The sequence below is a fragment of the Zoogloea sp. genome (genome assembly GCF_023150065.1).
Taxonomy (GTDB): Bacteria; Pseudomonadota; Gammaproteobacteria; order Burkholderiales; family Rhodocyclaceae; genus Zoogloea.
Genome location: NZ_JAKLLN010000003.1, coordinates 1 through 19,436 on the forward strand (window position 1 = coordinate 1; position 19,436 = coordinate 19,436).

A 19,436-nucleotide genomic window follows, 5' to 3' on the forward strand; every position below is an offset into this window, starting at 1 on the left:
CGGCTGCAAGACCTTGGGCAACACCGAGCGCATACGCTTACCTTGGCCGGCGGCCAGTACGATCACTTCCATAGGGGCCCTTGATAGGGTGAGATGACATTTCGACAAATTCTAGCATGGGGCATTTTTAAGCCTTTGCGGAGCAGTTCTCGGATTACATACAGGCACAAAATCTGCGCTGGTGATGCAATGCAGCACTCATTTGATCTAATACTAAAGTTCCCATGAGGCCTTTCCGTAGAATTGTTCATGCTGCATTGCAACTTCAGGACACTCCATGACAACCGAAGCGCTTGATTTCATCCAGAACCGGACATTTGACGAGATCGCCGTGGGCGACTCGGCGCTGCTGGTCCGCACCCTGCGCCCCGAGGACATCCACCTGTTCGCGGTGATGTCGGGCGACGTGAACCCGACCCACGTGGACCCGGAGTTCGCCCGCTCCAGCCAGTTCCGCGAGGTGGTCGGCCATTCCATGTGGGGCAGCGTGCTGATCTCCTCCATTCTAGGCACCGAGTTTCCCGGGCCGGGCACCGTCTACGTGGGCCAGACCCTCAAGTTCTGGCGCCCCGTCACCATTGGCGACACCCTCACCGTCACCATCACCTGCACCCAGCGTTTCGAGCATAACCACCATCTGTTGCTCGACTGCCAGTGCATGAACCAGGACGGGCTGAAGGTCATCGACGGCACTGCCGAAGTGATGGCCCCCACCGAGAAGATCAAACGCCCGCGCATGGCCCTGCCGGAGATCACCATCTCCGACCGCCAGCAGCGCTATCTGCATGTGCTGGAGATGACCAAGGGCATGGAGCCCATCCCCATCGCCGTGGCCCACCCCTGTGATACCGAATCCCTGCGCGGCCCCATCCAGGCCCGTGATGCCGGGCTGGTCATACCGGTGCTGGTGGGGCCGGAGAGCAAGATCCGCGAAGTGGCCGCCCGGGACGGCATCGACCTGCGCGGCGTGCGCATCATCGACGTACCCCACAGCCACGCCTCCGCCGAGACCGCCGTGCGCCTGGCCCGCAACGGCGAGGTGGAGGCCCTGATGAAGGGCTCCCTGCATACCGATGAGCTGATGAGCGAGGTGGTGGCCAAGGAGACCGGCCTGCGCACGGCACGACGCCTGTCCCACGTGTTCATGGCCGACGTGCCGACCTACCCCCATCCGCTGCTGATCACCGATGCGGCCATCAACATCGAACCGACCCTGGCCGACAAGGTGCACATCATCCAGAACGCCATCGAACTGGCGATCATGATGGGCGTACCCGAGCCCAAGGTGGCCATCCTGTCGGCGGTGGAAACGGTCAATGAGAAGATCCGCTCGACCCTCGACGCCGCCGCCCTGTGCAAGATGGCCGACCGCGGCCAGATCAAGGGTGGCCTGCTGGATGGCCCCCTGGCCTTCGACAACGCCGTGTCCCTGGTGGCCGCCAAGACCAAGGGCATCCGCTCGGCGGTGGCCGGCCAGGCCGACATCCTGGTGGTGCCCGACCTCGAGTCCGGCAACATGGTGGCCAAGCAACTCGAATACCTCGCCGACGCCCTGATGGCCGGCGTGGTGCTGGGGGCCCGCGTCCCCATCGTGCTCACCAGCCGTGCCGATACCGCCGAAACCCGAACCGCCTCCTGTGCCATCGCACAGCTCATGGCCCACAAACGTCGCCTTGGAGTCCGTCTATGAAAGCCGTCCTGATCCTCAACGCAGGATCTTCGAGCCTGAAGTTTGCCCTCTTCCCCATGACCCCGCGCCTGGCCGATACGCCCCGCCTGTCGGGTCAGGTGGAAGGCATCGGCGCCGAGCCGCTGATGCACGCCAAGGACACCCACACCGGCGAGCGCTTCACCGAGGCCCTCAGCGTGCCGGAGGGCACCGACCAGAACGGCCAGCACCGCCTGGCCCTGGAGTTCATCTTTGGCTGGATCAACCGCCACAGCCCGGGCGTGGACATCGTCGCCGCCGGCCATCGAATCGTGCATGGGGGCGATCACTATGGCGCACCGGTGGTCCTCACGCCGGAGGTGGTGACGGAACTTGAAGCGCTGATTCCGCTGGCGCCCCTGCACCAGCCCCACAACCTGCGCGCCATCAAGCTGCTCTTCGGGTTGATGCCCAACGTGCGTCAGGTGGGCTGCTTCGACACCGCCTTCCACCGCACCCGCCTGCCGGTGGCGAGCCGCTTCCCCATCCCCCGCGCGCTGACCAACGAGGGCATCAAGCGCTACGGCTTCCACGGCCTGTCCTATGAGTTCGTGTCGCGCCAGCTGCCCGACCTGCTGGGCGAAGAGAAAGCCCGCAGCGGCATCGTCATCGCCCACCTGGGCAACGGCGCCAGCATGTGCGCCCTGCGGGACGGCCAGTCACGGGACACCAGCATGGGCTTCACCGCGGTGGACGGGCTGATGATGGGCACCCGCACGGGCAGCCTGGACCCGGGTGTGATCCTGCACCTGGTGGAGCAGAAGGGGATGGACGCCAAGTCCCTGAGCAATCTGCTCTACAAGCAGTCAGGGCTGCTCGGCGTATCCGGCATCAGCCAGGACATGCGGGCCCTGCTGGAGTCCGACGAGGAGTCGGCCAAGGAAGCCATCGAGCTGTTCTGCTACCGCGCCGCCTGCATGATCGGCCAGCTCAGCATGGCTGCCGGTGGCCTCGACGCTCTCGTGTTCACCGGCGGCATCGGTGAGCACGCGGCGCCGATACGGGCGCGCATCGCCGAATGGCTGGCATGGACCGGGCTGGCCCTCTACCCCGCCGCCAACGAACGCCACGCCACCCGCATCCACGCCCGCGACAGCAAGATCGAAGTGCTGGTGGTGCCCACCAACGAGGAGTGGATGATCGGCCACCACGCGGTGAATCTGCTGGGCCTGTAAGCGGTCCTGAACGTAAAAAAGCCCGGAAAACCCGGGCTTTTTTATTGCGGCAGAACGGATATCAGCGCGGCAGGACGCTGGAACCCATCAGGAAGGTGTCCACCTCGCGGGCGGCCTGGCGGCCTTCGCGGATGGCCCACACCACCAGGGACTGACCACGGCGGACGTCACCGGCGGCAAAGACCTTGGCCACGTTGGTGGCGTAGCAGCCTTCACCATCGGTGGTGGCCTTGGCGTTGCCGCGGCCGTCCTTGTCGACGCCGAAGGCTTCGAGCAGGGACGCCACCGGATTGGTGAAGCCCATGGCAAACAGCACCAGATCGGCCGGCAGCTCGCGCTCGGAACCGGCAACCTCGCTCGGCTTGCCATCCTTCCATTCGAGTTCGACGGTGCGCAGGGCCTTGACCTTGCCGTTTTCACCGATGAACTCCTTGGTGGACACGGCGAACTCGCGCTGGCAACCCTCGTCGTGGGAAGAAGAGGTGCGCAGCTTGATCGGCCAGTAGGGCCAGGTCAGCGGGCGGTTCTCTTCCTTCGGCGGCTCGGGCATCACTTCGAACTGGGTCACGGACTTGGCGCCGTGACGGTTGGAGGTGCCGACGCAATCGGAACCGGTGTCGCCGCCGCCGATCACGATGACGTGCTTGCCGGTGGCGGAGATGGGGTTCTTGTCGTCGCCGGCCACCTCCTTGTTCTGGGGCACCAGCAGCTCGAGCGCAAAATGCACGCCGGCCAGCTCGCGGCCCGGAACGGGCAGATCGCGGGGCACTTCGGAACCGGCCGCCAGGATCACCGCATCAAACTCGGATTTGAGCTGATCCGCGGTCACCACTTCGACGGCGTCGTCGTTGATGCCGGTGACGCCCGGCTTGGTGCCAACACAGACCTTGGTGCGGAAGGTGACGCCTTCGGCTTCCATCTGCGCAACGCGACGGTCGATGTGGGACTTCTCCATCTTGAAGTCGGGGATGCCGTAACGCAGCAGGCCGCCGATGCGGGAGCTCTTCTCGAAGACGGTCACGTCGTGACCGACACGGGCCAGCTGCTGGGCCGCGGCCAGACCGGCCGGGCCGGAGCCGACGACGGCAACCTTCTTGCCGGTCTTGGAGGTGGGCGGCTGCGGCACAACCCAGCCGTTCTCCCAGGCCTTGTCGATGATGGCGTGCTCGATGGACTTGATGCCCACCGCGTCGGTGTTGATGTTCAGCGTGCAGGCCGCCTCGCACGGGGCGGGGCAGATCCGGCCGGTGAAATCCGGGAAGTTGTTGGTGGAGTGCAGAACCGCGATGGCCTCCTGCCAGTTGCCGCGGAACACCAAGTCATTCCAGTCGGGAATGATGTTGTTCACCGGACAGCCGTTGTTGCAGAAGGGCACGCCACAGTCCATGCAGCGAGCGCCCTGCTTGGCGGCCTCGTCGTCGCTCAGGTGATCGACGAACTCCTTGTAGTGCTTGAGACGCTGCTCGACCGGGGCGTAGGCCTCGGAAAGACGCTGGTACTCGAGAAATCCAGTTGGCTTGCCCATGTTACGCGGCCTCCAGTTCTTTCTGTTGTTGCGCGGCCATCTCGGCCAGCGCGCGACGGTATTCGTGCGGCATCACCTTGACGAACTTGGCACGGTAGGTGGCCCAGTCGGCGAGGATGGTCTTGGCGCGCTCGCTGCCGGTGTAGGTGGCGTGGCGCTCGACCAGCATCTTGAGCAGGGCTTCATCGGCCATGCCCAGATGACGCACATCGACGCGACCGTGGGACTCGAGCTCGTCGCCGGACTCGGAACCCTTGCGGGCCTCGATCTCCTCCTCGACCGGCTCCAGGGCCACCTGGGCCATGTTGCAGCGGGACTCGAAGGTGCCGTCTTCGTCGAACACATAGGCCACGCCGCCGGACATGCCTGCAGCGAAGTTGCGGCCGGTCATGCCCAGCACCACCACGGTGCCGCCGGTCATGTACTCGCAACCGTGGTCGCCCACACCTTCCACCACGGTGGTGGCGCCGGAGTTGCGCACGGCAAAACGCTCGCCGCCGACACCCGCAAAGTAGGCCTCACCTTCGGTGGCACCGTAGAGCACGGTGTTGCCGATGATGATGTTGCTCGGCGTGTCGCCACGGAAGCCCGCCGCCGGGCGCACGATGATGCGGCCACCGGACAGGCCCTTGCCCACGTAGTCGTTGCCTTCACCCACCAGCTCGAGGGTCAGGCCGCGGGACAGGAAGGCGGCAAAACTCTGGCCGGCCGTACCATTGAGGCGGATATGCACGGTGTCGTCGGGCAGGCCGGCGTGACCGTACTTGGCCGCGAAACGCCCGGACAGCATGGCGCCGACGGTGCGGTTGATGTTGCGCACGGGGATCTCGAAGGAGACCTTTTCGCCCTTCTCGAGGGCCGGCTTGGCCAGCTCGATGAGCTTGTTGTCCAGCGCCTTGGCCAGGTTGTGGTCCTGAGTCTCGGTGTGGATGCGCGGCACGTCGGCAGGCACGTTGGGCATGTGGAAGATGCGGCTGTAGTCGAGGCCACGGGCCTTCCAGTGCTCGATACCGGCACGCATGTCGAGGAGGTCGGCGCGGCCGATCAGATCGTCGAACTTGCGCACGCCCAGCTGGGCCATCAACTCGCGAACTTCTTCGGCAATGAAGAAGAAGAAGTTGACCACGTGCTCGGGCTGACCGGAGAAGCGCTTGCGCAGGGTCGGATCCTGCGTGGCCACGCCCACCGGACAGGTGTTGAGGTGGCACTTGCGCATCATGATGCAGCCTTCGACCACCAGCGGCGCGGTGGCAAAGCCGAATTCATCGGCACCCAGCAGGGCGCCGATGACCACGTCGCGACCAGTCTTGATCTGACCATCGACCTGCACGCGGATACGGCTGCGCAGGCGGTTGAGGACCAGGGTCTGCTGGGTTTCGGCAAGGCCGAGCTCCCACGGCGAACCAGCGTGCTTGATGGAGGACCAGGGCGAAGCACCGGTGCCGCCATCGTGGCCGGCGATCACCACGTGGTCGGCCTTGGCCTTGGCCACACCGGCCGCCACGGTACCGACACCGACTTCGGACACCAGCTTGACGGAGATGTCCGCCACGGGGTTGGTGTTCTTCAGGTCGTGGATCAGCTGGGCCAGATCCTCGATGGAGTAGATGTCGTGGTGCGGCGGGGGCGAAATCAGGCCGACGCCGGGCACGGAGTGACGCAGGAAGCCGATGTACTCGGAGACCTTGTGGCCGGGCAGCTGACCGCCTTCACCGGGCTTGGCGCCCTGGGCCATCTTGATCTGGATCTGATCGGCATTGACCAGGTACTCGGTGGTGACACCGAAACGGCCGGACGCCACCTGCTTGATCGAGGAGCGCAGGCTGTCGCCGGCCTGGAGCTCGATGTCGCGCTCGATGCGGCTGGCACCGATGATCTCGGACAGCTTGGTCGGCTGGGCGATGGGGATGAAGCGCTTCGGGTCCTCGCCACCTTCACCGGTGTTCGACTTGCCGCCGATGCGGTTCATGGCGATGGCCAGGGTGGTGTGGGCTTCGGTGGAGATGGAACCCAGGGACATGGCGCCGGTGGCAAAGCGCTTGACGATCTCCTTGGCGGGCTCGACCTCTTCCAGCGGCACCGGGGTGCCGACGGGCTTGAGTTCGAACAGGCCGCGCAGGGTCATGTGGCGCTTGCTCTGATCATTGATGATCTTGGCGTATTCCTTGTAGGTGTCGAATTTGCCGGAGCGGGTGGAGTGCTGCAGCTTGGCAATGGCGTCCGGCGTCCACATGTGCTCGTCGCCACGGATGCGGTAGGCGTAGTCACCGCCGGCGTCGAGCATGTTGGCCAGCACCGGGTCGGCACTGAAGGCCTGCTGGTGGAGGCGGATGGCCTCTTCCATGACCTCGAACACACCGATGCCCTCGACCTGGGAGGAGGTGCCGGTGAAGTACTTCTCGATCAGACCCTTCTGCAGGCCGATGGCCTCGAAGATCTGCGCGCCGGTGTAGGACATGAAGGTGGAGATGCCCATCTTGGACATGACCTTCATGAGGCCCTTGCCGACACCCTTGATGAAGTGCTTGGTGTACTTTTCGGCGGTTTCGGCATCGCCACCGGCGATCTGGGCCAGGGTTTCCAGGGCCAGATAGGGGTGGACGGCCTCGGCACCGTAGCCGGCCAGCACGGCGAAGTGATGGGTCTCCCGGGCGGAACCGGTTTCCACGACCAGACCGGTGCGGGTACGCAGCCCCTTGGTGACCAGGTGCTGATGGACCGCGGAGGTGGCCAGCAGGGCCGGAATGGCCACGTTGAGCGCATCCACCTTGCGGTCGGACACGATCAGGATGTTGGAGCCGCTGAGCACCGCGTTTTCGGCTTCCGCACACAGGGAGGCCAGGCGTGCTTCGACGCCTTCCTTGCCCCAGGCGAGCGGGTAGCAGATGTCCAGTTCAGCCGAACGGAACTTGTTCTCGGTGTAACGGGCGATCTCCCGCAGCTTCGCCATGTCGGAGAAGGTCAGCACCGGCTGGGGGACTTCCAGGCGGTACGGGGGGTTGATCTCGTTGATGCCGAGCAGGTTGGGGCGCGGGCCGACGAAGGACACCAGCGACATGACCAGCTGTTCGCGGATCGGGTCGATCGGCGGATTGGTCACCTGGGCGAAGAGCTGGCGGAAGTAGTTGTAGATCGGCTTGGACTTGGCGGACAGCACGGCCAGCGGGCTGTCGTTACCCATGGAACCGGTGGACTCTTCACCGCTCTTGGCCATGGGCTCAAGGATGAACTTGACGTCTTCCTGGGTGTAGCCGAAGGCTTGCTGACGATCCAGCAGGGATGCAGCGTACTCGGGCGCCACGGCGCTCTCCGGCTCGGCACAGGTGTCGAGGCGGATGTTGATGCGGCTGATCCACTCCTGGTAGGGCTTGGCGGCGGCGAGGGAATCCTTGATTTCCTTGTCGTCGATGATGCGGCCCTGCTCCATGTCGATGAGGAACATCTTGCCCGGCTGGAGGCGCCACTTCTTGACGATCTTGTCGTCGGGGAAGGGCAGCACGCCGGACTCGGAGGCCATGACCACGTAGTCGTCATCGGTGACGAAGTAACGGGCGGGGCGCAGGCCGTTGCGGTCGAGGGTGGCGCCGATCTGGCGGCCGTCGGTGAAGGCCACGGCGGCCGGGCCGTCCCACGGCTCCATCATGGCGGCATGGTATTCGTAGAAGGCGCGGCGCTTCTGATCCATGAGGGTGTGGGATTCCCAGGCTTCGGGAATCATCATCATCATGGCGTGGGCCAGCGAGTAGCCGCTCATCACCAGCAGCTCGAGGGCGTTGTCGAAGGACGCCGAGTCGGACTGCCCCGGGTAGATCAACGGCCACAGCTTCTGCAGGTCATCACCCAGCAACGGAGAGTGGGTACCCTTCTCACGGGCACGCATCCAGTTGTAGTTGCCGCGCACGGTGTTGATTTCGCCATTGTGGGCGATGTAGCGGAACGGATGGGCGAGATGCCAGGTGGGGAAGGTGTTGGTGGAGAAGCGCTGGTGCACGAGGGCCAGCGCGGAGACACAGCGCGGGTCCTGGAGGTCGAGGTAGTACTGGCCGACCTGATCGGCGAGCAGCAGACCCTTGTAGTTGATGGTCCGCGCCGACATGGACGGCGTGTAGAACTCCTTGGAGTGCTTGAGCTTGAGGCTGCCAATGGCGTTGGCGGCGCGGCGACGGATCACGTAAAGCTTGCGCTCGAGGGCCTCGGTGACCATCACGTCGGGGCCACGACCGATGAAGACCTGGCGGATCACCGGCTCCTTGGCCTTGACGGTCGGCGACATGGGCATGGCCGGGTCGGTGGGCACATCGCGCCAGCCGAGCACCACCTGGCCTTCGGCACGGGCGGCACGCTCGATTTCGTCCTGACAGGCGAGGCGCGAGGCATGCTCCTTCGGCAGGAAGACCATGCCGACACCGTAATCGCCGGCGGGCGGCAGCGTCACGCCCTGCTTGGCCATTTCCTCGCGGAAAAGGGTATCCGGAATCTGGATCAGGATACCGGCGCCATCGCCCTGCAGCGGGTCGGCGCCAACAGCACCCCGGTGATCCAGGTTCTTGAGGATCTCGAGACCTTGATTGACGATCTCGTGAGTTCGGTTGCCCTTGATATGTGCGATGAAGCCGACACCACAGGCGTCATGTTCGTTGGCGGGGTCGTAAAGACCCTGCTCCAGGGGAAGATCCATCTTGTTTTTCCTCGACACAACACACACCGGCGCCCGCATTCCTGCGACGCCGGACATTCAAACTGCGGAAAGTCGCCCCGTCCGAACCGTGAAAAAGCCGGCGGATGCTGGCCAGCCGGCTACGCTCGATCCCGGCGAGGAGACCGTTCAAACACATTGGGCGAGGGTCGAATATACCGCCGCAGGTGCCCGTTCTTCAAGGAATTTTTGCGCTGCCGCATGGCAGCCGCGGTTCAATGGATCTCGCCGACGGCAAACAGGCGCCGATGCTCGCGCATCGCATAGCGATCGGTCATTCCGGCGATGTAGTCCGCGATGGCGCGGGGCTTGTCGATGCGGGCCATCAGCTGGTACTGGGGCGGCAGCAGGCGGGGATCGCTCATGAACGCCCCGAAGAGATCCTGGATGATGCGCCGGGCCTTGTCGGTCATGCGCAAGACCTGATAGTGGTGATAGAGATTGTCGCGCAGAAAGGTCTTGAGGACGCGCAGCGCAGGCAGGAGATCCGGGCTGTAGGCCACAAGCCGTGGCGCAGCCCTAACATCATCAAGAGAGCCGACGTCGGCAGCGGCAATATTGCTGCGAGTCTGTTCGATCAGGTCCACCGCCATCATGTTGATCATGCGCCGGATGGTTTCATGAATCAGCCTCCGGCCACCAATGCCGGGGTAGGCCTCCTCGACGACCTGACGCTTGTGCGCGAAGATCGGCACCGCTTCGAGCTGCTCGAGGCTTATCAGACCGGAACGCAGGCCGTCATCGACGTCGTGGTTATTGTAGGCAATCTCGTCGGCCAGATTGGCCAGCTGAGCCTCGAGGGAAGGCTGACGCCCTTCGAGAAAACGCCGGCCGATGTCACCGAGCTGCTCTGCATTCTTGGGCGAGCAATGTTTGAGAATCCCCTCCCGGGTTTCATGCATGAGATTGAGGCCGTTGAATTCGGCGTAGCTTTCCTCAAGCAGATCAACCGTGCGAAGGGACTGAAGATTGTGCTCAAAGCCGCCGAAATCCTTCATGCAGGCATTGAGGGCATCCTGACCCGCATGGCCGAAGGGGGTGTGACCAAGGTCGTGCGAGAGGGCGACCGCCTCGGCCAGATCCTCATTCAGCTGCAGGGCGCGGGCAATGGAGCGGGTGATCTGGGCGACTTCGATGCTGTGGGTCAGACGGGTGCGGAACAGATCCCCTTCATGATTCACAAACACCTGGGTCTTGTACTCAAGCCGTCGAAACGCGGTGCAGTGGACGATCCGGTCCCGATCGCGCTGAAACTCGCCCCGGGCCGTCGGAGGGGCCTCAGCAATCTGACGCCCCCGACTGTTGGTTTCAGTGACTGCGTAGGGCGCCAGTTGGGTCATAGCGTGCTCGATCAGGCCTTAGGCGCAGCACGCCTCGATGCTGGCCCGCATCTGTGCCGGCGTCGCCTCGGCGCTGATCACCGCGCGACCCAGCCCCTTCAGCAGCACGAGCCGCAGCGTGCCGTCCGACACCTTCTTGTCGTGGGACATGAGCTCCAGATAGCGCTCGGCGCCGAGCGTCGGCCCGACCACCGGCAAGCCTGCACGCTCGTGGATGAGCCGGATGCGGGCCACATCGGCGTCACCGAGCCAGCCCATGCGCCGGGACAGATCGGCTGCCATGATCGTGCCGGCAGCCACGGCTTCGCCATGCAGCCACTCGCCATAGCCCATCCCGGTCTCAATGGCGTGGCCAAATGTGTGGCCGAGATTGAGGGTCGCCCGCTCACCCTGCTCCGTTTCATCGGCAGCAACGACCTCGGCCTTGTTGCGGCAGGAGCGCTCAACCGCCTCTGCAAGGGCCTCGGGCTCCCGCGCGAGGAGACGGTCCAGGTGAGACTCGATCCATTCCAGAAAGGGCAGATCACGGATCAGACCGTACTTGATGACCTCCGCCAGTCCCGCCCTGAGCTCCCGATCCGGCAGGGTATTGAGCACGCGGGTATCGGCCAGCACCAGCCGAGGCTGGTAGAAGGCGCCGATCATGTTCTTGCCGAGGGGATGATTGATGGCGGTCTTCCCCCCCACCGATGAATCCACCTGGGACAGCAGCGTTGTCGGCACCTGGATGAAGGGTACGCCCCGCTGATAGGTCGCAGCGGCAAAGCCGACCATGTCACCGACCACCCCCCCGCCCAGAGCGATCAGCGTGGTACTGCGATCACAGCGTGCGGCCAGCAGGCCGTCGAAGATGAGGTTGAGAGTCGGCCAGTCCTTGTTCGCCTCGCCATCCGGCAGGACAATCTCCGTTACCTGCAACCCCTGAGCCTGCAGGCCCGCCACAAAAGGCGCAAGATAAAGCGGCCCCACCACATCGTTGGTGATCACCGCAACACGCTTCGTTTTCAGATACGGCAGGATAAGGGCAGGATCACCGACAAGCCCGGCACCGATGCGAATCGGATAGCTACGCTCGGCAAGCTCTACATTCAGTGTGCGCATAAGATCTGCAGTTCTTTCTCGATCATCCGGACCATGGCATGGGGTGTTCCCCGCCCGCCTTCGACAATGATGTGTGCGGCTTCGCGATAAAGAGGATCGCGGGCGACATAGAGTTGCTGGAGCCGTCCCCGCGGATCGGGGACCTGCAACAGCGGACGGCTACGGTCGTGACGGGTGCGCTCCCACAGGATGTGCGGAGGCACATTGAGGTAGATGACGACACCACGCCCGGACAGCAACTCACGGTTAACGGGGCTAATCACCGCACCACCACCGGTGGCCAACACCAGACCGGCCTCCTGGGTAAGCGCATCGAGGGTACATGTTTCGCGTTTGCGAAAGCCCTCTTCGCCCTCGATCTCGAAAATCGTCGGAATCTTGACGCCGGTGCGCAACTCGATCTCGTGATCGCTATCAACAAACCGAAGGCCGAGACGCTTGGCAAGCTCTCGGCCCACGGTTGTCTTGCCGGAACCGGGCATTCCGACAAGAACAATACATTTCGGATGATTCATGCCCCGCCCCATGGGACCGGGGCTCGGCTAGGAATCCCCGGAACAGTCATCAGTTGATCGTAATGGTCTTGCCGCTCGAGTCCCCACTCGGAGATGTCACGGTGATGCCGATGCTGCCGGTCATGTCCGTTGCGCACTTGGAGCCTTCAACCAGCAAAGTGTGAAACGTGCCACCAGGAGCATCGGTGTTGGACACAGTATCGGACCCCGGCGGGAAGGACACGGTCGCCTTCACCGTATCACCCGTATCGTTCTTGTAAGTCACCCCTGAGATAGCCGTGAGTGCAGCACCGGCAGGCAACGGATTATTGTTGATGTCAGACATCCGGAACGTGAAGGAAGCGGAACAAACCGGAGCTACCGGCGGCACTGCCGTCGCATTAGCCTTGGGTAGTATGGTGAAGGTCGACGGGGCCACAGTACCGATGACATGGCTGGACAGAACCATCACGATGTTACGACGCACATGGGCGTTGCCCCACACGCCATCGCAGGTTCCCACCTTGTAGGGCGCATTTGAATATCGCCCATCAGACGGATAAGCCGGGCACGCGGAGGTGTTCAGCGCACTGAACTGGATTTCCCGCTCACCCGAAGTCCAGACTCTGTCCTCCGTGTTATCAACGAAGGCATCACCCAGATCACGGAACACCTCACCCGCATCATAGATGTTGTTCTGGTTCAGGTCGTCAAAGCTCTCCTCGCCCTGGGCATAGGCAAGAATGGTGACCCGACCAGCCTTGACCGCAAAAGTGGAGGGTTCGCTATCGACCCGCGGACGGAACTCGCCACTGGTAACGGTAACGCTGCACGAACCCGCCGCGGTTACGCAGGACGGCTGAATGCCAGCACCTTCACTGATGAAATTGATCACCGTGCCATCGGCCACCGGGTTACCCAGCCGGTCAAACGCGTACACGTTGGCTCTCGTCGTCGTACCGTCCCGACTCCAGCCCTCAATGTTGAAGGTGCCGATGGATAGGGAGAAACGATCCTGCGTCGGACGCCCCGTGGAGATCGTGAGATTGGTGGATTGCGTCACGATGGTCGGATCATCCACAAGGGTAGCCGTAACCCAGACGGGGGTCGGAACAGAACCGGCGGACACCGTCACACTGACCAGACCGGCGCCATCGGAAGTGGCCTGCACCGGGCCGGAAAGCTGGTTATTGAGCTTGATGCCGCCCACACGCGTGGAAAGATCAAAACTCACCGCCTTGGAGGCGACCGGGTTGTTGGTGCTATCCACCACCTTGAAGGTCACGACGGAACTGGAAGACAGCCCCGCCCCGCCCGTACCGGCAAGGGCCATCGACGAGGGGCTCGCGGAAACGTAACCGATATTCGACGCCCTCGGCGCAGCAACCGCAATCGTGGTCTGGGCGGATGTTCCCTGCAGGGAAGCCGTGATGATGTCCGAGCCGGCACAACCCTTGTCAGTGTAGGTAGCCGTCGCAACACCGTTGATGGTTGCAACACTCTTGGTGATGCTGGCCTTGCCGTTACTGTCACAGCCTGACGAGAAGTTGACGGTGAGCGGCGTCGTCGTCAGCACGCCATTGAAGTACACCTGCACAGAAATGGAAGTGCTGCCATAGGCGCTCAGGGAGGTCGAATTCGCCGTCAGATTCGACAGCGTCACCGAACCCGGGCTGACGGCGTAGGCAATCTTCTGGGTGACCGAAGCACCATCCACATCCACCGTGGCAGTGACTTGAGCCGCACCGCTCGAAGCGAGATCCGCAGCCAGCAGATTGATCGTGGCAAGGCCATTGGCGTCAGTCAGGCGGGTACCCGAAGTCGGATCGAAAACTGCAAGCGAACCATCGGTGGTAAAGGTGACCACCCGATTCGCCAATGGCACCCCCGTGGGAGAAACAAGCAGCGCACGAACCGTCAGCGGCTTGCCCGAGGTCAGGTTGTTGGTTGCCGCCCCCGTCCCCGCATCCACCAGGGTCAGGGTGACCTTTGGCGTCTGGGTGGTGGTACCACCGTCGGTTCCCGACCCGGTACAGGTCAAAAAGCCCCCCGGGCAGCTGGTGGAGCCACTGCCGCCACCGCCGCCACCACAACTGACCAGTGCCAGCGCAATCAGTGAAGGGGCGATGAGTCGGGCATGGGAGCGGAAAGCCGCTGAGAAAGAATCACGCATTGAAAAATCCATTCTGGCCATTGGTCAGCGCAAACCCAGCTGATCGTTGATGATGCGGGGCGTAATGAAGATGAGCAACTCGGTCTTGTTGTCGGTCCGCTCGTTGCTGCGGAACAGATAACCAAGCACCGGAAGATCGCCCAGGAGCGGAATTTTAACCGTATTGTTGGACACGTCCTGCGTGTAGATGCCGCCGATTACGATGGTGCCACCATTTTCGACCACGACCTCGGTCTTGACGTGCTTCGTATCGATGGGCACGTTGCCGTTGGCCACCGGACGGTCATAACGCGGTTGATCCTTGTTGACCTCGATGCTCATCATCACCTTGCCATCGGGCGTGATCTGCGGCTTCACCTTGAGGGCCAGGTTGGCCTTCTTGAACGACACCGTGGGTGCCGTCGTTCCACCGCCCTGAGTCTGGAAGGGCACTTCGGTACCCTGCTCGATGAGGGCCTCAACCTTGTCTGCCGTCATCACGCGCGGCCTCGACACCACCTTCCCCCGGCCATCTGCCTCCAGTGCCGAAACCTCCATATCGATGAAACGGGTGGCTGCGCTGTTCCACAAGGCCAAGGAGAAGGCGCCAGCCTGCTTGCCGTTGATGGTGGAGGCCGGCAGATTAACCGCCAGGGAATCGGTGAAGTTGGGCACAGTGGAGATCTGCCCCGCCTGATAACCCGTGGAAGTCAGGGATCCGGAACCAAAAGTGTTCCGGTACACAGAAACGCCACCGTCGGTCTTGCCGAGCAGCCCACCCGTCTTGCCGCCAAAACCGAGACGCACACCGAGGTTGCGGGTGAAAGTGTCCGTCGCCTCGACAATCTGTGCTTCGATCAGTACCTGACGCACCTCCACGTCGATTTCGGCAATCAGGCGACGCAGCTCTTCCAGTCGCGACGCCACATCATTGACGAAGATCTTGTTGCTGCGCTCGTCCGGCACCACGCTGCCACGCTTGGAGAGCACGCTCTGGTCCTTGCTCTTGAGGAACTCGGCAACGTTCTTGGCCTTGTGATAGTTGATCTGGAAACTCTCCGTGCGCAGGGGCTCCAGATCACCAATCTGCGCCTTGGATTCGAGATCAAGTTTCTCGCGGGCAGCAAGCTCGTCCCGCGGCGCAATCCAGATCACGTTGCCGTTCTTGCGCAGATCAAGACCGCGGGCCTGCAGGATGATGTCCAGAGCCTGATCCCACGGAACATCCTTGAGGCGCAAGGTAAGGTTGCCCTGGACGGAGTCGCTGGTGATGATGTTGAAGTTGGTGAAGTCGGCAATGACCTGAAGCACCGAACGTACGTCGATATTCTGGAAATTGAGGGAGAGCTTCTCGCCACCGAAACGCGCCTTGCCTGCACCCTGAGTCAGCTTGTTCGGGTCTTCCTTGACCGGCTTCACCTCAAGCACGAATTGATTGTCGCTCTGGTACGCGTTGTGCTCCCACAGCCCACGAGGCGTCACCGTCATGCGCACATTGCCGCCCTGGGCCTGGGTAAGCACGGACGAAACCGGCGTTCCAAAATCCACCACATCGAGCTTGCGACGAAGCTGCTCGGGAACATCGGTCTTCAGGAAATCAACGATCAGACTGGTGCCCTGCTGGCGGATATCGATGCCCGCATTGGGATCGGACAGATCGACCACCAGACGTCCCTCGCCGTCCTTTCCGCGCCGGAAATTGACGTCGCGAATGGCATGCTTCTCGTTTTGCCCGACTGCCGCCGGTGCAAACTGGGTGGACTGGGGAGCTGCCCCCGAGGCTTCCTTGAAAGATCCCGAGGCCAAGGTGATGTAGATATCCCGGTCTTCGATCCGCGTCTCGTAGGGATAAACACGGGAGAGGTTCAGCACCAGCCGGGTACGATCTCCGACCTGCACGATATTCACGCTGCGCAGATCGCCGGTATTCAGGACCTGGCTGTTCCGGCCAAGGCCATTGGCCGTGTCCGGGAAGTCAAAGGCAATCCTGGCAGGATTGGCCACGCTGAAACTGCCAGGCGCCACCGCCAGCGGCTGCGCCATGGTCAGCTTGAGGATGATGCTGCCCCCCTGCTCCGCGGCAACCATCTTCTCGATCCGATTGCCCGCCGGCACGGCAGCCTGGGTGGTCTGGGCGAGCGCAGGCGCCGCCGGGGCCATGCATCCCAGCACTGCCACTACGGCCAATGCACCCAACCTGAAGCTACGACGTCCCATTTTCATTTCTTCGCCTCCTGAGGCGCCTGCTCCTGCAGTTGCAGCGTGCTGATACGCTCGGTCCATTCGCCACCGGCGTCCTCGACGAGCTCTTTCAATGTGATTTCGGACTCGGATATGGCCGTGATATGGCCGTAGTTCTGCCCGAGATAGTTTCCAACCTTGACCTGATGCAAGGTCTTGTCTGCCACGACAATGGCGTGGGACTGCCCCTTTTTGATCAAGACCCCCACCATCTTCAGGGATTCGAGGGGGAAAGACTCCAGCGGCTCCTTGCGGCGGTTGGCATCGGGCATGAACATCCCCGACTTCTTGTCCGGCTCTAGCTTCGCCGCCCGGAAGGGATCAATCCTTCCCGCCCCCTCGTAAACCACCTCCACTGCCTGCTGGATCGGAGGCAGCGGTTTGAGATTGGGCTTGAGATCTTTCGAGGACTCGGTCATCCAGTGCCGAAGGTCATCCTGCTGATCCGAACAGCCTGGAAGAACCAGGAAGGCTGCCAGCGGCAGCATCAAAGTCAGTCGCATGATCCTCACTTGGCCGCCTTTTCCTTGGCTTTTTCCCTGCGCAGCCGGGCAACTTCCTCGTCGTCCAGATAGCGGTAGGTGACGGCAGTGGCGTCGAACTTCAGGTTGCCCTCCTTCATGGCCTCGATCGCAATGTCATTGAGGGTCACGATACGGGGCATCTGGGCCACGTCACTGACAAACTCGCCGAGATCGTGATAGCTGCCGGTGACACGCACGGCAATCGGCAATTCGGCGTAGAAATCCTTCGACCCCTCGGCACCTGGCTTGAACAACTCGAACTGAAGGCCACGCCCCAGACCGGCCTGGTTGATGTCGGCAAGAAGGGATTCGATCTCCGAACGATTCGGCAGCTGCTTAAGCAAGGCGCCAAACTGCCGGTCAATTTCGCTGAGTTGCCGACGGTACTCCACCAGATTCACGGCCTGCCGCTTTTTGCTCAGCCAGTCCTCCTTGAGGGTCAGCTCCTCGCGCTCACGGACCTCCAGCGTAGCGAACTGATCACTCCAGTCGAACCACCACCCACCCGCAACGATGGCCGCAAACAGGGCCAGCAGAGTCGCCACCCGCGGCAGCAGGGGCCATTGCCCCGGATCATTCGGATCAAGCCCTCTGAAATCCCGCTGCAGGGTCTGCAGGTCGAGATTGCGCAGGCTCTCGAGCGATTCTTTGAGGCCCATTATGGTTTCCCCTTCGGGGCCGCTGCCGACGCACCCTTTTCCTTGACCAGATCGGCATCCGCCGCCTTGGCGCGTTCGATATTCACGTTGAGGCTGAATTCACTCACGCGGCGGGTATTCAATACGGCGGCCTTGACCTCGACGAGATCTGCGCGCTCAAGATGAGGCGAGGCCTCAAGATTGCGCATCAGATTGGAGACTCTTGCGTTGGACTGGGCATAACCGATCAGATTGATCTTTGAACCCGTCTGCTTGAGCGACTTGAGATAGACGCCTTCAGGCATCTGCCGGGCGAGCTCGTTGAAGATCTGCACGGTCTCGGTCCGGTTGGTCTGCAGGGACTCGATGACCTGCTTGCGCGACAGGAGCGCCTCGGCCTGCTCGCGCAGCCCCTTGATCTCGGAGATCTCCGTATCGAGGGCTGCGATTTCCCGCTTGAGGAAAGCATTCTTGGCTTCCTGCCCCTCGACATAGCCCGCGATGATGGAATGCCCGACGAACCATACCGCCAGGCCCGCCAATGCTGTCAGTGCTGCCAGCAGGACGAACTGCTGACGACGGGCCTTGCGCTTTTCCTCCCGGTGGGGGAGCAGGTTGATACGGATCACGAATCAAACCTCCGCAGGGCGAGGCCACAGGCCACGAGCAGCGCCGGTGCATCCGCCGACAGATTCTTGGGGCGGACCTTGGAGCTCAAGCTCATTCCCGCAAAGGGATTGGCAATGTGAGTATCAACCTGGGTCCGGCCGGCGACCGTATCGGCAAGGCCAGGAATCACCGCACACCCCCCCGCCAGGACGATGTGATCCACCTGATTGAACTGGGTCGAAGTGAAGAAGAACTGCAGGGCACGGGACACTTCCAGGGCCAGGGCGTCCATGAACGGCCTCAGCAGATCCGCCTCGTAACTCTCGGGGAGGGCCCCCGTGCGCTTGCTGCTCTCAGCCTCCTCCAGCGACATGCCGAAATGCCGCATGATGTCCTGGGTCAGCAGGAAGCCGCCAAAAGCCTGCTCCCGGGCATAGACCTGCACACCATTGCGCAGGACCGACACGTTCATGACGTTGGCCCCCGCATCTACGAGGGCGATGATCTTGTCGTGCCCGGCGTCGGGGAGATCAGCCTGCACGAGATCGAAGGCCGAAAGCGCAGCGTAAGACTCGACATCCATCACGAGGGCCTTCAGGCCCGCCGCCTCAGCCGCAGCAACCCGATCTTCCACCTTCTCCTTGCGCGATGCGGCAATCAGCACCTCATCCTCGTCGGCACCCGATGCGGCCGGCCCGACCACCTGGAAGTCGAGATTGACCTCGTCGAGGGCAAAGGGAATGTACTGGTTGGCCTCCGACTCGACCTGAACTTCCAGTTCCTGGTCACGCAAGCCTGCGGGAAGGATGATCTTTTTGGTGATGACTGCCGATGCCGGCAGGGCCAGGGCAACGAACTTGGTATTGGTGCCCAGCCGGCGCCACCCCCGCCGGATCGCCTCGGAAACCGCTTCCAGATTGGCGATGTTGCCATCGGAAACAGCATCTCTGGGCAGTGCCTCGATCGCATAGCGCTCTACCCGGAATCCTCCCCCGGAAGCGGCGGCCAACTCGACCATCTTGACCGACGACGACGAGATGTCGACACCGATCAGGGGGCGCGCCCCGGGGCTGAGAAAGGATAGGTCGATCACAAAAAGTCCTGAAAATTCTTTACGTTAGGCGCAATTACAACAATCTACTTGAAATCCTAACAACAACCATGACAGGTGTAAAGCCAGTGCCGGTAAAACACCGATTCATGCAACGGGCGTCAAGACGCCCTGCCTCGTAT

13 protein-coding genes are annotated in these 19,436 nt (G+C 62.5%); 2 read left to right on the forward strand and 11 right to left on the reverse strand.

Translation table 11 applies throughout. The annotated features are described in order from the left end of the window. Positions 1–277: 277 nt before the first annotated feature. Positions 278–1,690: a bifunctional enoyl-CoA hydratase/phosphate acetyltransferase gene (locus tag L6Q67_RS05005; protein WP_296566217.1), complete on the forward strand. Its 1,413-nt coding sequence runs from the start codon at positions 278–280 to the stop codon at positions 1,688–1,690. Continuing rightward, a complete protein-coding gene (locus tag L6Q67_RS05010) occupies positions 1,687–2,883 on the forward strand; it encodes an acetate/propionate family kinase (RefSeq protein WP_296566220.1) in 1,197 nt (398 codons plus the stop codon). Before L6Q67_RS05005 ends, L6Q67_RS05010 begins: the two co-directional genes overlap by 4 nt. 61 nt (positions 2,884–2,944) lie before the next feature. Here L6Q67_RS05010 and L6Q67_RS05015 read toward each other — a convergent pair whose 3' ends face one another. The 11 genes from L6Q67_RS05015 to L6Q67_RS05065 all read right to left on the reverse strand — a co-directional run bounded on the left by L6Q67_RS05015 (position 2,945) and on the right by L6Q67_RS05065 (position 19,296). Next, positions 2,945–4,408: a glutamate synthase subunit beta gene (locus L6Q67_RS05015; RefSeq protein ID WP_296566223.1), complete on the reverse strand. Its 1,464-nt coding sequence runs from the start codon at positions 4,406–4,408 to the stop codon at positions 2,945–2,947. A gap of 1 nt (position 4,409) precedes the next feature. Then, on the reverse strand, positions 4,410–9,086 hold the full coding sequence (locus L6Q67_RS05020; RefSeq protein ID WP_296566225.1) for a glutamate synthase-related protein: 4,677 nt from the start codon (positions 9,084–9,086) through the stop codon (positions 4,410–4,412). Between the two features lie 233 nt (positions 9,087–9,319). Then, positions 9,320–10,444, reverse strand: a complete 1,125-nt coding sequence (locus L6Q67_RS05025; protein ID WP_296566228.1) for a deoxyguanosinetriphosphate triphosphohydrolase — start codon at positions 10,442–10,444, stop codon at positions 9,320–9,322. Between the two features lie 18 nt (positions 10,445–10,462). After that, positions 10,463–11,545, reverse strand: a complete 1,083-nt coding sequence (gene aroB, locus L6Q67_RS05030) for a 3-dehydroquinate synthase (protein WP_296566232.1) — start codon at positions 11,543–11,545, stop codon at positions 10,463–10,465. Continuing rightward, positions 11,533–12,060 (reverse strand): shikimate kinase, encoded by a 528-nt coding sequence (locus tag L6Q67_RS05035; protein WP_296566235.1) that lies wholly within the window; start codon positions 12,058–12,060, stop codon positions 11,533–11,535. The genes aroB and L6Q67_RS05035 overlap by 13 nt, the downstream gene beginning before the upstream one ends. Positions 12,061–12,109: 49 nt before the next feature. Continuing rightward, positions 12,110–14,212 carry a hypothetical protein gene (locus L6Q67_RS05040; RefSeq protein ID WP_296566238.1) on the reverse strand — a complete coding sequence of 701 codons (2,103 nt, stop codon included), beginning with the start codon at positions 14,210–14,212 and terminating at the stop codon, positions 12,110–12,112. A gap of 24 nt (positions 14,213–14,236) precedes the next feature. Continuing rightward, positions 14,237–16,351 carry a type IV pilus secretin PilQ gene (gene pilQ / locus L6Q67_RS05045; protein WP_296566970.1) on the reverse strand — a complete coding sequence of 705 codons (2,115 nt, stop codon included), beginning with the start codon at positions 16,349–16,351 and terminating at the stop codon, positions 14,237–14,239. Between the two features lie 59 nt (positions 16,352–16,410). Continuing rightward, positions 16,411–16,935: a pilus assembly protein PilP gene (locus L6Q67_RS05050; protein WP_296566240.1), complete on the reverse strand. Its 525-nt coding sequence runs from the start codon at positions 16,933–16,935 to the stop codon at positions 16,411–16,413. A gap of 5 nt (positions 16,936–16,940) precedes the next feature. Continuing rightward, positions 16,941–17,615, reverse strand: a complete 675-nt coding sequence (locus L6Q67_RS05055) for a type 4a pilus biogenesis protein PilO (RefSeq protein WP_296566243.1) — start codon at positions 17,613–17,615, stop codon at positions 16,941–16,943. Then, a complete protein-coding gene (locus L6Q67_RS05060; protein WP_296566244.1) occupies positions 17,615–18,223 on the reverse strand; it encodes a PilN domain-containing protein in 609 nt (202 codons plus the stop codon). The genes L6Q67_RS05055 and L6Q67_RS05060 overlap by 1 nt, the downstream gene beginning before the upstream one ends. Beyond that, positions 18,220–19,296 carry a pilus assembly protein PilM gene (locus tag L6Q67_RS05065; RefSeq protein ID WP_296566246.1) on the reverse strand — a complete coding sequence of 359 codons (1,077 nt, stop codon included), beginning with the start codon at positions 19,294–19,296 and terminating at the stop codon, positions 18,220–18,222. Before L6Q67_RS05065 ends, L6Q67_RS05060 begins: the two co-directional genes overlap by 4 nt. Positions 19,297–19,436: the final 140 nt, after the last annotated feature.

Coding starts and splice junctions, on each gene's coding strand:
- L6Q67_RS05035 (WP_296566235.1), bottom strand. CDS start 12,060: ATGAATCATCCGAAATGTATTGTTCTTGTCGGAATGCCCGGTTCCGGC.
- L6Q67_RS05015 (WP_296566223.1), bottom strand. CDS start 4,408: ATGGGCAAGCCAACTGGATTTCTCGAGTACCAGCGTCTTTCCGAGGCC.
- L6Q67_RS05055 (WP_296566243.1), bottom strand. CDS start 17,615: ATGGGCCTCAAAGAATCGCTCGAGAGCCTGCGCAATCTCGACCTGCAG.
- L6Q67_RS05005 (WP_296566217.1), top strand. CDS start 278: ATGACAACCGAAGCGCTTGATTTCATCCAGAACCGGACATTTGACGAG.
- pilQ (WP_296566970.1), bottom strand. CDS start 16,351: ATGGCCCCGGCGGCGCCTGCGCTCGCCCAGACCACCCAGGCTGCCGTG.
- L6Q67_RS05025 (WP_296566228.1), bottom strand. CDS start 10,444: ATGACCCAACTGGCGCCCTACGCAGTCACTGAAACCAACAGTCGGGGG.
- L6Q67_RS05020 (WP_296566225.1), bottom strand. CDS start 9,086: ATGGATCTTCCCCTGGAGCAGGGTCTTTACGACCCCGCCAACGAACAT.
- L6Q67_RS05050 (WP_296566240.1), bottom strand. CDS start 16,935: ATGCGACTGACTTTGATGCTGCCGCTGGCAGCCTTCCTGGTTCTTCCA.
- L6Q67_RS05040 (WP_296566238.1), bottom strand. CDS start 14,212: ATGCGTGATTCTTTCTCAGCGGCTTTCCGCTCCCATGCCCGACTCATC.
- aroB (WP_296566232.1), bottom strand. CDS start 11,545: ATGCGCACACTGAATGTAGAGCTTGCCGAGCGTAGCTATCCGATTCGC.
- L6Q67_RS05010 (WP_296566220.1), top strand. CDS start 1,687: ATGAAAGCCGTCCTGATCCTCAACGCAGGATCTTCGAGCCTGAAGTTT.